Genomic DNA, 12,282 nt, shown 5'->3' with positions numbered 1-12,282 from the left:
CACCTGTCTCAGGTCGATGGCACAGCCGCCCAGTCTCACGAACCGTGGCATTTCCTACGGCCTCGGCCGACTCGCCGGACCCGGCGAGCCGTTGAACTGCGGTTTCTCTGTTCGATGCCGCGTTCGATGCCAAGATCGTGAGATTGTGCCGCGAGATTTGAGACCCCACAGGTCTGGATCAGATGTGGGCCATGTTGACGAAGCGGCTGTAGTGGCCCTGGAAGGCGACCGTGAGCGTGCTGGTGGACCCGCCGCGGTTCTTGGCCACGATCAGGTCCGCCTCGCCCGCGCGGGGCGACTCCTTCTCGTACACGTCCTCGCGGTGCAGCAGGATGACCATGTCGGCGTCCTGTTCGATGGAGCCGGACTCGCGCAGGTCGAACAGCATCGGCTTCTTGTCGCTGCGCCTCTCCGACTCCCGGTTCAGCTGGGACAGAGCCACGACCGGCACGTTCAGACTCTTGGCGAGCAGCTTGAGGTTGCGGGACATGTCGGAGACTTCCTGCTGCCGGGATTCGGGCAGGCGGCCGCCGGAGGTCATGAGCTGCAGATGGTCCACGACGATGAGGCGGATGTCGTGCTTCTGCTTCAGGCGGCGGGCCTTGGCGGCGATCTCCATCATGCTCTGGCTGGCGGTGTCATCGATGTACAGCGGGGCCTCGGAGATGTCCGGCATGCGGCGGGCGATGCGCGTCCAGTCGTCTTCGGTGACGTCGCCGGACTGGATGTGGTGGTGGCCGACCCGGGCTTCCGCGGACAGGATGCGGTCCTCGATCTCCTCGCGGCCCATCTCCAGGCTGAAGAACGCCGTCGGCAGCTTCTGCTTGATGGAGCAGTGGCGGGCGAAGTCGATGGCCAGGGTGGACTTGCCCACGGCCGGGCGGGCGGCGATGACGATCATCTGGCCGCCCATCAGGCCGTGCGTGAGGTTGTCCAGGTCGGTGAAGCCGGTGGCCAGACCACGCAGCCCGTCGCGGTTCTTGCGGGCCTGGAGGCGGTCGACCATCCGGTCGCTGGTGGCGCTGAGCGGCAGGGTGTCCTTCTGTGTCTGGTCGCCCATCACCGTGAAGAGCTCGGCCTGGGCCCGGTCCACGGCCTCCTGCCCGGTGCCCTCGCCGGTGTAGCCGCTCTGGGCGATGCGGGTGCCGGACTCCGCCAGGCGGCGGAAGACCGCCCGCTCGGCGACGATCTCCGCGTAGTGCTGGGCGTTCGCCGCGGTGGGCACCTGCCACCCCATGTGCTGGATTTCGCACTGTCGGGCTGACCTGCGACGCAGCCTTGACACCCTTGTCGATGTACTGCGGGTTGTTCGCGGGGTTGCGGTAGACCGCGAACGCCCACGACGGCCGCTTCGTGGTCGGGTCGTAACCGGCTTGCCGGTGGCTCACGTGGCCGGCCTTTTTCAGGCGTGCCATCACCCCGCGGAGACGGGAAGCGCCCATCTTCCAGCCCGACGCCTGGAACTCTTCAGCCAGCGCGAGGACCCCGGCCGGCTTGCCCGGGTCCCGCAGAAGCAGCCGGATCAGGACCCCGTAGTCCTCCGGCTGCAGGACCGGATCGAACGCGAGTGCAGATGGGATTATGACCTCTTCGGGCGGCTCCCAAGCCCGCTGAATGGTCGATGACGCGAACTCCGCGGCGGACATCTTCACAGGTCACCGCCTGCGGCAGCCGTGACGACACCCTCAGCGAGGAGGAAGTCCACCGCCTGGCGTACCTCGCCCAGGCTGACCGGCGTCTCGCCGTCGTAGCTGCAGATGCCCTGCTCCGTCAGCGTTGACCAGACGGACTCCGCGCTGCGCGGTCCTCCATCCTGCTCGCAGGCGCGCCAGTGCAAGAGCACCACCAGGGGCAGTGGCTCCGGAGAGCAGAGCTGCAGCTCGGTGAATCTGAGCGGGATGCCGCCGTCCGGATCCGCCGGCTCATCGGCCAGCACTCCCGGCGGCGGTCGCCTCGGTCCTTGCCCGTCCCGCGCCGGTCGCCGCTGTGAGGGGGACTCCTATCGCCGGTTCCGGAAGGAAAGCCGGGAGGCCCCGTACCCGCTGAAGGCGATGCGTCGGATCGGCCGACAGGACAGTCCACCCGATACGGCGACGTGACCGTCGGGGGAGAAGTCGCGGGGATCATGCAGCGGAGCCGGGCGTGTGCGCTGCAGCCGTCAGGTTTCTGCTGGAGCAGCACTTCACACCGGCCCTGGAGGGCTTATATGTGACGCCATCGGCCTCGATCCGGCTGGTGGGCCGGAGTACGTGGGGTATGCCCCGACAGAGAGGGGGACGGAGAAGAGGCGGCGGAGACGACGGCCCGGGTTCGCCGAAGAGGTGCTCCACGCCTACGCGTATGCCTGCGCCTTCTGCGGCTTCGACGGCGCGCTGGGCCGGAACCCGGTGGGGCTGGAGGCCGCTCATGTGAGATGGCACAGTCAGGACGGGCCGGACGACGTGAACAACGGGCTCGCGCTGTGCTCCCTGCACCACACGCTCTTCGATCTCGGTGTGCTGGGGCTGCTGCCCGATGGCCGGATACAGGTGTCCCGGCAGTACGTGGCACGGAGCACCGCGGGACGGGCCGTCGACACGCTCCACGGGCAGCCGGTCGCCACGCCTCGGCCCGGCCCGGCCACCCCACGGTCGAGCCGGCGTACGTTCTCTGGCACGAGAAGCAGGTATTCAAGAATGCCGGTGCCACAGCGTGAACCGGAGCAGTGTTGAAGCGGTGACGGACGGGCGGCACCGCGGAGCGCCCTGGTAACGGTACGTATTCTGAGCGGCATGGTGGCGTGGTCAACGGGGAGTTGAGGGTGTACGCACACGACGACATGCACAGCGCGCAGGGCACCGCCCAGGCCCTGCGGGCCATCACCGACGAGTTGTCCGAGCGGTTCTACGAGCGGGCCGACGTCGTGCGGACGCTGGTGGTGACGTTGCTGGCCGGGCAGCACTCGCTGGTGCTCGGGCCGCCCGGGACGGCCAAGTCCGAGATGGCGCGAGAGCTCACGGGCCGGATCGAGGGGGCGTCGTACTGGGAGATCCTCCTGTCGAAGTTCACCGCGCCGACGAGGATGTTCGGGCCCATCGACGTCGCCGCGCTGGCCCGGGGCGAGTACCGGCAGGTCTACGACGGCCGTGCCACGACCGCGCACGTCGCGTTCATCGACGAGATCTTCAAGTGCTCCACGGCGGCGCTGAACGAGACGCTCGGTTTCCTCAACGAGCGGATCTACCACCCGGAGAACGGCGGCGAGCCGATCCGCTGCCCCCTGATCGGGGCGATCACGGCGAGCAACGAGCTGCCCGGCGGCGAGGACTCGGCCGCGATCTACGACCGGCTGCTGGTGCGGATCGAGGTCGGGTACCTGGCGGACCCCTCGAACTTCGCCGCGCTGGTCCGCTCCGCCGTCAGCCGCCCTCAGGCGCCGGCCCGGACCACCGTCGAGCTGGCCGCCCTGCAGCACGCCGTGGGCGTCGGCGTCCCGGCCGTGGACGTCCCCGACACGATCGTGGACGCGGTGTGCACGCTGCGGGCCGCCCTGCGCCGGAAGGAACTCGTCGCCTCCGACCGCCGCTGGCGGCAGGCGGTGCGCCTGCTCCAGGCGTCCGCGTACCTCGACGGCCGCCCGGCGGTCGCCGAGACCGACCTCTCGGTGCTGACGCACGTGCTGTGGAATTCTCCCGCCGAGCGCCCGACCGTCGAGCGCGAGGTGCTGCACCTGGTCAACCCGGACGCCAAGGAGGCGCTCGACCTGGCCGACACCATCGACGAGCTGGAGACCCAGCTCGACGCGATGGCCGGGCAGTCGCGCGAGGCGCTGAGCGAGTGGGTCATCAAGAAGGCTCACAACAGGCTCGCCATGGCGGGCAAGCGGCTGGAGAAGCTGCGGGAGGAGGCGGCGGGCGCCGGCCGTTCCACCGCCACCATCGACCGGGTCGCCGTCCGCCAACGTGCCGTCCGCGCCCGCGTCCTCACCGAGGCCCTCGGCATGGACGCGAGCATGGTGCAGGCCCAGCCGTGAGTGTCCGGGACCGGGACGGATCCCGGGAGACGGCAGGCACGCTCGACGCGCTCGCCACCAGGTCCGGGAAGTGGCTGGCCCTCTCCGCCGCGTCTCCCGGCCGGTGGCACACCACGGCCGTGGTCGCGGACCCCTTCGACCGGATCGCGTGGCGCGACACGTACGCGCGGTCGGCCGGACTGCGTGAGCTGGCCCAGGAGCTGGACGAGCGCCACGACCACACCGGTGACCTGCTGGCCGACGTGTTCCTGGCCGCCTACACCACCGGGCCGCGGCTGCGCGAGCGTACGGAGATGGACCCCTCCCGGCTGGTCAACCACCAGGTCGTGACCGCACTGGTGGAGTCGGCGGAGTTCGCCGCACTGCACCGGGAGACGGCCGGCGATCCCTACGCCGCCGCCCTGGCCGTACTCGCCCAGGCCGGTGCGGTGCGCCGGATGCTGGAGCGCTGCCGGGAGGCGAGGGAACCGGCGCAGCGGGCCGGGACGGCTCGGCGGGACACCGAAGGCGCGGCGGCCGCCGTGGGCGAGACGCTCCGGCAGGCCGCCGACGGGGCCGACGAGGACGGTACGGTGCCGGCCCGCGCCGCCGACGCCGTGCGGCGGGCGATCGAGGCTGCCGAAGCCGCCGAGGGCGCCGCGCGGCAGGCCGCCCAGGGCGCGGCGCAGGCCCTCGCGGCGGCGGCCCCCGGTGTCCGGGCCGACGCGCGGGCCGCGGCGGCGCAGGCGGCGGAGACCGTGCGGGAGGAGGCCGCGCTGATGCGGGCCTGGGGCGTCGGCCCCGGCGAGCTGGAGCGCATGCCGTTCGACCAGCGCGCCCGGCTCGCGGAGCGGCTCCAATCCGGCCGCCTCGCCCGGTGGGCCGAGCTGATCGGCCGCTTCCGGCAGATGGCCGACGGGGAGCGCGCCCGCAAGGTCGAGAACGCCACCGGGGAGCTGGTCGGCGTCACCCTCGGCGACGACCTCTCCCGCGTGATCCCCTCCGAGCTGGCGCACCTCGGCACGCCGGGACTGCGCGCGGTGTTCGCCGCACGTTACGCGGCCGGGGAGCTGATGCTCTACGACAGCCAGGGCGAGCAGACCACCGGGCAGGGCGCCGTCATCGCGTGCGTCGACACCTCGCACTCCATGTACGCGGAGGGGCCCGGCGGTGTCACCCGGGAGGCGTGGGCCAAGGCGTGCGCGCTGGCGCTGCTGGACCAGGCGCGGCACGCGGGGCGGGACTTCGTCGGCATCCTGTTCTCCGCCGCCGACAAGCTCCGGGTCTTCCGCTTCCCTGCGGGCGCGGCCGCGGACCTCGCCCAGGTGATCGACTTCGCGGAGACCTTCCTCGGCGGCGGCACCGACTTCCAGAGGCCGCTGTCCGCGGCCGGTGAGCTGCTGGAGGAGGAGTTCGACGACGCGGCCCGCGGGCGCGGCGACATCGTGCTGATCACCGACGAGGAGTGCGACGTCACCCAGGAGTGGATGCGCGGCTGGAACGAGGCCAAGCGCCGGCTGGGCTTCCGCGTCTTCGGCGTGGCCATCGGCGTCCCGCGCGCCGACGGAACCGGCTCCGCCCTGGACGCCCTGTGCGACAACCTCCGCTACGTCGAGGACCTCACCGACGTCCACGCCGCCGCCGACCTCTTCCGGTTGATCTGAGTCATCCAAATGATCTGAGTGATTCGAGTGATCTGAGTGGTCCAGGGATTTAGGTCGTTTCTGATGGCTCTTGTCGGGCGGGGTGGACCAAGCTAGGAGCCGGGCAGGCGTCGGGCATGGTGCGACGACACGAGCTGACCGACGCGCAGTGGCGGGCGATCGAGCTGTTGCTGCCGGTCAATGGGCGGCCCGGTGGGCAGTGGTCCGATCACCGGACGGTGGTGAATGGGGTGCTGTTCCGGGCCCGCACCGGAGTGCCCTGGCCGGACCTGCCGGAGCGCTACGGGCCCTGGCAGACCGTCTACGCACGGCATCGCCGCTGGTCGGCGGACGGAACCTGGCAGCAGATCCTGGCCGAGTTGCAGATCGAGGCCGCTGCCGACGACCCCGACGGCGCCCTGGCTCGTGAGCTGGAGCGGGAGTGGGCAGTGAACATCGACTCCACCTCCTGCCGGGCCCATCAGCACGCAGCCGGGGCCCGGCACCGGCCGCCACGTGACTTTCGTGGGAAAAAGGGGGCGGGGCGCGTGTGGAGGCCGATGGGCGGGAGGCGGCGCTGGGACGTTCCCGGGGCGGGCTGACCACGAAGGTTCATCTGCTGGCCGATGACCGGGCCCGCCCGCTGACCTGGCTCACCTCGCCGGGCCAGCGGGGCGACAGCCCCATGCTCCGGCCGGTGCTGGAGTCGCTGCGCATTCGTCGCCGCGGGCCCGGCCGCCCACGCCGCTGCCCGGACCGGGTCCGCGGCGACAAGGCCTACTCCAGGACACGGCCTACTCCAGCCGCGGCAACCGCGCCTACCTGCGCCGTCGGGGTATCAAGGCGACCATCGCCGAGCCGGACGACCAGCGGGCCAACCGCCGCAACCGTGGCCGGGCCGGCGGCCGTCCGCCCGCCTTCGACAAGGCTCAGTACCGACGGCGCAGCGCGGTCGAGCGATGCGTCAGCAAGTGGAAACAGTTCCGGTCGGTGGCCAGCCGTTATGACAAGCGCGACTACATCTTCAACGGCACCCTCACCGTCACCGCGATCGTCATCTGGCTCCGCGACACCGTCCAAGAGCCATCAAAAACGACCTAAGAATTGTCCCGTAATTGATCACGGTCGTGCTTGCTGACCTGCCTGCTCGCGGTTCAGCCGGTGACGATGAGGTTGTGGAGGCGGGCGATGCCGAGCATGGCGTGGTGGACGCCGTCGCCTTTCAACCGGCAGTCGCGGAGGATCTTCCAGCTCTTCATCCGGGCGAAGGCGTGCTCGACGCGGGCCCTCACCTTGCGGTGCGAGGCGTTGTGTTCCTCTTTCCAGGCCGGAAGTTCGGCCTGGCCGGGTTCACGGCGGTGAGGGATGATCAGGTCAGTGCCCCGGTAGCCACCGTCAGCGATCACGGTGGTCCGGCCGATGGCGTCCTTCGCGCCGGACAGCTCCCATGCCTTGCAGTCGTTGCGGTTCCCCGGGACCGGCCGGGCGACGGCGACGACCAGGCGGGTGTCGGCGTCGATGACGACCTGGTGATTGGTGGAGTATCGGTAGTTCTTCGACTGCTCCGCGATCGTGTGGTCACGGGTGGGAACCAGGGTGCCGTCAACGATCAGCACGGTGTCCCTCCGGAACCTCTGGCGAGGCTGCAGAGCGAGCAATGGCCCGAGGTGGGCGATGATCCGGTCCGCGGCGGACTTCGAGACCCCGAACAGCGGGGCCAGCTGCCGCAGGGTGAGGTTCGCCCGCCAGTACGCGGCCACCAGCAAGACTCTGTCCTCCAGCGGCAGGCCCCAGGGGCGACCTTTGCGCACCGGGTCGGCGCCCTCCCGCCGCAACGCGCTCACAAGCTTCCCGAACTGTCGCGGGCTCAGCCCGGTGAACGGGGCTGTCCAGGAGGGTTCCGACGCCGTGATCACACCAGCCACGGTGCGATCGTCTCACCTTGTTCATGCTTCGGGCCGCAGCCTCTGGCGGGGCGTATCTCGGTCGCCCGGACGGGATCCGCGTGAGATCCTCCCGCCCGTGGTTACGGAGACCGAGGTGGGAGAGCTGCTGCACCAGCGCGGCTGGCGGACGGCATTCACGGTCGCAGAAAGGGTGAATGCGTGGGCCGCCCTGGTAGGCGTCATTGAGCGCGGCTACGGCGACGACATCTACGAGTACACCAGCGACCTCTACTGCCGAAACTGGCTGCACGAGGCGTGGCTCCTGCTGGACGACTACATCGTGCGGCTCTGGAGCCCGCAGATCAAAGCTCCGGACGGCCGGTACAAGGCGGCGACCGTCGACGACGACGGCCAGGCGCTCGAACAGTTCCACAGGTTGCCCGGCCCCGACCTGTGGTGGTGGCGGCGACACCCTCGCATCCTCACCGGGGACCTCGGGCGTTCGCTTCGCTCGGTCGGTGCCATCGGCACCGACCCTGACACGGCATGACCCTCAGCCTCGTGGAGTTACGGGACAACTCTTAGCCCGCAAACTCGCGGCCGAGGAGCACACCGACCCGGACGGCGGCGGATGCGGATCAGCCGCTGGACGCTGGACCGGTGGATCCTGGAATGGCGCCAGGGCGGATTCGACGCGCTGGTGCCCTCACCCCGGCAGTCCCAGCCGCGGACGCCGCCGGAGGTGTTCGAGCTGGCCACCGCGCTGAAGAAGGAAAACCCCGAGCGGACGGCCGCACAGGTGCGGCGGATCCTGCGGGCCCAGATCGGCTGGGCCCCGGACGAGCGCACGCTGCAGCGGATGTTCGTCCGCACCGGTCTGGTGAGCCTGCGGGCACCGAAACAGTTGGCGGTCTTCGGCCGGTTCGAGGCCGACCGGCCCAACGAGCTGTGGACCGGGGACGCCCTGCACGGGCCCCGGATCGACGGACGCAAGACCTACCTGTTCACCTTCCCTTCGTCGACGACCATTCCCGCGCGGTGGTCGGGCGCCGCTGGGGCTTCGCCGAGGACACCGTCCGCCTCGCGGCCGCCCTGCGGCCGGCCCTGGCCGCCAGGGGTGTCCCGGAGTACATCTACGTCGACAACGGCTCGGCCTTCGTCGACTCCTGGCTGCTGCGGGCCTGCGCGAGGCTGGGCATCGAACTGGTCCACTCCGCCCCCGGCCGCCCGGAGGGCCGAGGCAAGATCGAACGGTTCTTCAGGACCGTGAACGGCGAGTTCTCCGTCGAGATCGCCTCCGCACGGGGCGAGGTCGGACGGGAGATCAAGGACCTGGCTGAGATGCACCGCCTGTTCACCTGTGCCGCTCGAAAAGTCATCGACGCAGGTGGGAGTGATGCAGTCCGGTCCTGGGATCATGTCCGCGTGATCGTGTCTCTGCTGTACAGGGTGGTCCGGAGGCTGTTGTCCGTACTGTCGGTGCTGCTGCGCCGTGACACCGCAAATGACGCCGAGCTGCTCGTGCTGCGGCATGAGAACGCGGTCCTGCGCCGGCAGATTGCCGGCCCGGTCCGCTACGAGCCGGCCGACCGGTTCTGGTTGGCTGCCCTCTCCGGGCTGATACCCCGGCGACGCTGGCGCGAGGTCTTCCCGGTCACCCCAGGCACCTTGCTCCCCTGGCACCGCAGGTTCGTCGCTGCCAAGTGGGATTACACCGCACGCCGACGCACCGGACGCCCGCCCACCCGAGGGGCGATCAAGACGCTTGTTCTGCGGCTGGCCCAGGAGAACCCGCGGTGGGGGCACAGGCGGATCCAAGGGGAGATGGCCCGACTCGGGCATCGGATCGCTGCCTCGACGGTCCGGGGGATCCTCAACGCCGCGGACGTCGACCCGGCGCCGCGTCGTGCCGGTCCAAGCTGGCGCGAGTTCCTGGCCGCCCAGGCCGAGGGGATCATCGCGGCAGACTTCTTCCACCTCGACACCGCGCTCGGCACGAGGCTGTACGCACTGGTGTTCCTCGAGCACGGCACGAGGCGCCTGCCCATCACCGGAGTCACCGCCCAGCCGACCCGGGAGTGGGCCGTGCAACAGGCGCGGAATCTCGCCGCCGACCTGGGCGTGCGCATGGAGTCTCTGCGGTTCCTGCTGCGTGACCGCGATGGCAAGTACGGTGCGGCGTTCGACACGGTCTTCGAGGCCGAGGAGCTGGAGGTGATCTTGAGTGCCCCGCGGGTTCCTCGGATGAACGCCCACTGCGAGAGGATCATTGGCAGCATCCGGCGTGAGATGCTCGACCACGTCCTGATCGTGAACGAGGTCCACGCCCGCCAGGTCCTGGCCGCCTACCGGCGGCACTACAACGCCCACCGACCTCACCAAGCCCGACAGCAACTACCGCCTGATGCCAAAGAACGGCCCGATGCCACAGTGCACGACCTCGACGCCCGCCGAGTGCTGCGGACCAGGATCCTCGGCGGCGTGATCAACGAGTACTGCTATATCGCTTGACCGGCGACGATGACTTTTCGAGCGGCACAGGGTCGTTCAGCGCCGCCGTCCACGCGAGAACGTCGGCGGCCAGCTCGTCCTGGCTGTACGCGGCCTCGTCCGCCGGGCTCTCGCTCTCGTGCTGGCCGCGGCCGTCGACGGCGGCGGCGCTGTACCCTGCCCCGCGCTCAGCGGAGGCAGCAGCGGAAGGAAGTCCTCCTTGCTGCCGAGGAAGCCCGGCACCATCACCACCGTTCCCGCCCGCGGCACGTCATCCGGCGGGGCACAGTCCAGTGCGGCGAGCACACCGCGGTCTGTCCGCAGGCGGCGAGCGTGGGTGCGCGGGGGGATGACGAGGCTCGGAGGTCGGCTCATGCGGGGAGGTCACGCGACCGGCGCGGGGTGTCCCGCCGGTGCGAACTCCTGCCGGAGTCGGGCCAGGAAGGCGTCCACCGCGCGCAGGGTGCGGTGCGAGGTGAGGCCGACGGCCAGGCGCCGTACGTAGTCGCGGGCGCGGTTCGAGTCGACGTACCGGAGGATGTCCAGGGCCCGGTGGCCGAGGGCGAGGCTCTGTTCCAGGTCACCGGCCTTGAGGTGGACGGTGGCGACGACGGTGAGGCGCAGGCCCACCGAACGGGTGAAGGCGTTGGGCGCCATCGCGGACGCCTGTTCGTGCCAGGCGAGGCAGGCCCGGACGTCGCCGAGGTCACGGTGGATCTCGGCGGCGTCGGCGGCGAGGCGGGGGTGGGTGAAGAAGTCGATCCATTCAGGAGCGCCGTGGGAGCAGGGCTTGTCGAGCAGGCGTTCGGCGGTGGTGAGGGCGGCGGCGACGGCCCTGGCGTCGCCCGCCCGCGCGTGCGCACGGGCCTCGACCAGCTTGGTGAAGCCCACGACTCGGGCGTGCACGTGCCCGGCCGTGCCCAGTGCCCCGTCGATCAGGGCGAGGGCATCGCCAGGACGGCCGTAGAGCGTGGTGTGCAGGGCGGCAGTGGTCAGGACGTAGGCGGTCAGGTCGGGGGCGTTCGCGGTGCGCGCCCAGTACAGGGCCCGGTCGAAGTAGTGGCGGGCGGCCGAGTGTCGGCCGGTGTCCAGCGCTGCCCACCCGGCGAGGCGGGCCAGTTCCGCGCTCACCGCGCACAGTTCGCGCTGCCGGTCGTCGGTGAGCGGGCGCCCCAGCATCGGCCGTACCCACTGGTCGAGCAGGTGGGCCGCCGCCTGGGCCTGGGCGCTGCCGCCGCCGTGGCGTGAATCGGCATAGCGGACGGCGGCGACGGCCCGGTGCAGGGCCGTCATCTCCTCCCGCCCGATCTCGCGGCTGCCCCGCGGCTTTGCGCCGGGCGGCGGATCGGCCTGGGGCAGGGCTGCCTCGAGGGCGCCCCCGTCCGCCGCGGAGAGCACGAATCGACGGTCCGGACGGTGCACGGCCAGCCTCCGGTAGCAGGTGGGGTGAGTGTGGTGGTCAAGTCGCCGTTGTCAGCTGGCGCGCCAGTCCCCGTACGTCGCGCAGGTAGTCCACCACGGACGGTTCGCGGCGCCAGCGGGCCAGCGAGTCGGTGTACAGCCTGAGATAGTCCAGGCCCCGCACGCTCTGCAGCCGGGCGAACAGCCGCAGGGACTCGCCGCCCAGCCGCAGCGAGTGGTCGAGTTCCCCGGCCTGGGCGTGTGCAGTCGCCAGGACCGAGAGCCGGATGCCGCGCGAGCGGGCGTAGGCGTCGCCCGGCATCGCGCCCAAGGCGTGCCAGGCGAACGTGGACCTGGGCTGGCCCAGGTCTCGGAAGATCTCCGTGGCGTCGGTGACGATCCGCTGGCGGGAGAAGAACTCGATCCAGGCGCGTTCCCCGCTGCCCTCGGCCGTCCCCCGTTCCTGGAGGCGCTCGGCCGTGGTCAGGCAGGTGGCCGCCGCGCGCGCGTCCCGCTGCCGGGCGTGCGCGCGGGCCTCGATGAGCTTGGCGAACCCCAGCACCCGCGGATCGGCAGCGGGAACGCGTTCGTAGGCTCCCTGGGCCATGTCGATGGCCTGGGAGGTGAAGCCGCGCATCAGCGCTTGCATCGCCATGGTGCTCAACACGTACGAGCCGAGGTGCACGTCGCTGCCCGCCTTCGTCAGCCGCAGCGCCTGGATGAAGTGGCGCTGCGCGATCTGGTGCTGCCCCGCGTCGAACGCGGTCCAGCCGGCTAGGGCCTGTTGTGAAAGTGCTGGTCACAGCCACTCGTTGATGGCTGCGACCAGCACGGTCGCTTGGTAGCGGACGGCGAGTTTGTCGTACCGGGT

Annotated in this window: 7 protein-coding genes and 5 pseudogenes; 7 read left to right on the top strand and 5 right to left on the bottom strand. The window is 70.7% G+C overall.

From position 1 onward, the window contains the following. Positions 1–178: 178 nt before the first annotated feature. Positions 179–1,225, bottom strand: a pseudogene (dnaB, locus tag IEZ04_RS33690) (replicative DNA helicase); the annotation flags it as partial. Positions 1,226–1,648: 423 nt separating this feature from the next. Beyond that, positions 1,649–1,936 carry a hypothetical protein gene (locus IEZ04_RS33685; protein ID WP_189220787.1) on the bottom strand — a complete coding sequence of 96 codons (288 nt, stop codon included), beginning with the start codon at positions 1,934–1,936 and terminating at the stop codon, positions 1,649–1,651. 173 nt (positions 1,937–2,109) lie between these two features. Between IEZ04_RS33685 and IEZ04_RS36150 the strand changes: the two are divergent. From IEZ04_RS36150 to IEZ04_RS33665, 4 genes and pseudogenes are all read left to right on the top strand, one after another. Then, positions 2,110–2,695: pseudogene (locus IEZ04_RS36150) on the top strand (HNH endonuclease); the annotation flags it as partial. A 123-nt stretch (positions 2,696–2,818) separates the two neighbouring features. Beyond that, positions 2,819–4,012 (top strand): AAA family ATPase, encoded by a 1,194-nt coding sequence (locus IEZ04_RS33675; RefSeq protein ID WP_189220824.1) that lies wholly within the window; start codon positions 2,819–2,821, stop codon positions 4,010–4,012. Next, positions 4,009–5,655 carry a VWA domain-containing protein gene (locus IEZ04_RS33670; RefSeq protein WP_189220785.1) on the top strand — a complete coding sequence of 549 codons (1,647 nt, stop codon included), beginning with the start codon at positions 4,009–4,011 and terminating at the stop codon, positions 5,653–5,655. Before IEZ04_RS33675 ends, IEZ04_RS33670 begins: the two co-directional genes overlap by 4 nt. A gap of 116 nt (positions 5,656–5,771) precedes the next feature. After that, positions 5,772–6,735, top strand: a pseudogene (locus IEZ04_RS33665) (IS5 family transposase). A 53-nt stretch (positions 6,736–6,788) separates the two neighbouring features. On the opposite strand, the gene IEZ04_RS33660 reads toward IEZ04_RS33665, so the two are convergent. Further along, on the bottom strand, positions 6,789–7,559 hold the full coding sequence (locus IEZ04_RS33660) for a transposase (RefSeq protein WP_189220784.1): 771 nt from the start codon (positions 7,557–7,559) through the stop codon (positions 6,789–6,791). Between the two features lie 97 nt (positions 7,560–7,656). Between IEZ04_RS33660 and IEZ04_RS33655 the strand changes: the two genes are divergently transcribed. The 3 genes and pseudogenes from IEZ04_RS33655 (at position 7,657) to IEZ04_RS33645 (ending at position 10,031) form a co-directional block, all read left to right on the top strand. Continuing rightward, the gene (locus tag IEZ04_RS33655) at positions 7,657–8,070 is read left to right on the top strand and encodes a hypothetical protein (protein ID WP_189220783.1); all 414 of its coding nucleotides are present in this window, start codon (positions 7,657–7,659) and stop codon (positions 8,068–8,070) included. A gap of 122 nt (positions 8,071–8,192) precedes the next feature. Continuing rightward, positions 8,193–8,744: pseudogene (locus IEZ04_RS35515) on the top strand (integrase catalytic domain-containing protein); the annotation flags it as partial. Between the two features lie 201 nt (positions 8,745–8,945). After that, positions 8,946–10,031: an integrase core domain-containing protein gene (locus IEZ04_RS33645; RefSeq protein ID WP_189220823.1), complete on the top strand. Its 1,086-nt coding sequence runs from the start codon at positions 8,946–8,948 to the stop codon at positions 10,029–10,031. A 363-nt stretch (positions 10,032–10,394) separates the two neighbouring features. Here IEZ04_RS33645 and IEZ04_RS33640 read toward each other — a convergent pair whose 3' ends face one another. Continuing rightward, positions 10,395–11,432, bottom strand: coding sequence for an NsdA family TPR-like regulatory protein (locus tag IEZ04_RS33640; protein ID WP_487222071.1), 1,038 nt, complete (start codon positions 11,430–11,432; stop codon positions 10,395–10,397). 37 nt (positions 11,433–11,469) lie between these two features. Continuing rightward, positions 11,470–12,180, bottom strand: a pseudogene (locus tag IEZ04_RS33635) (NsdA family TPR-like regulatory protein); the annotation flags it as partial. Positions 12,181–12,282 lie beyond the last annotated feature (102 nt).

The organism is Streptomyces ruber, assembly GCF_014648075.1.
Classification (GTDB): domain Bacteria; phylum Actinomycetota; class Actinomycetes; order Streptomycetales; family Streptomycetaceae; genus Streptomyces; species Streptomyces ruber.
This window is presented reverse-complemented; position numbering and strand designations above follow the sequence as displayed.

Excerpts from the sequence above, each read along its gene's own strand:
- IEZ04_RS33675 (WP_189220824.1), top strand. The coding sequence starts at position 2,819 with ATGCACAGCGCGCAGGGCACCGCCCAGGCCCTGCGGGCCATCACCGAC.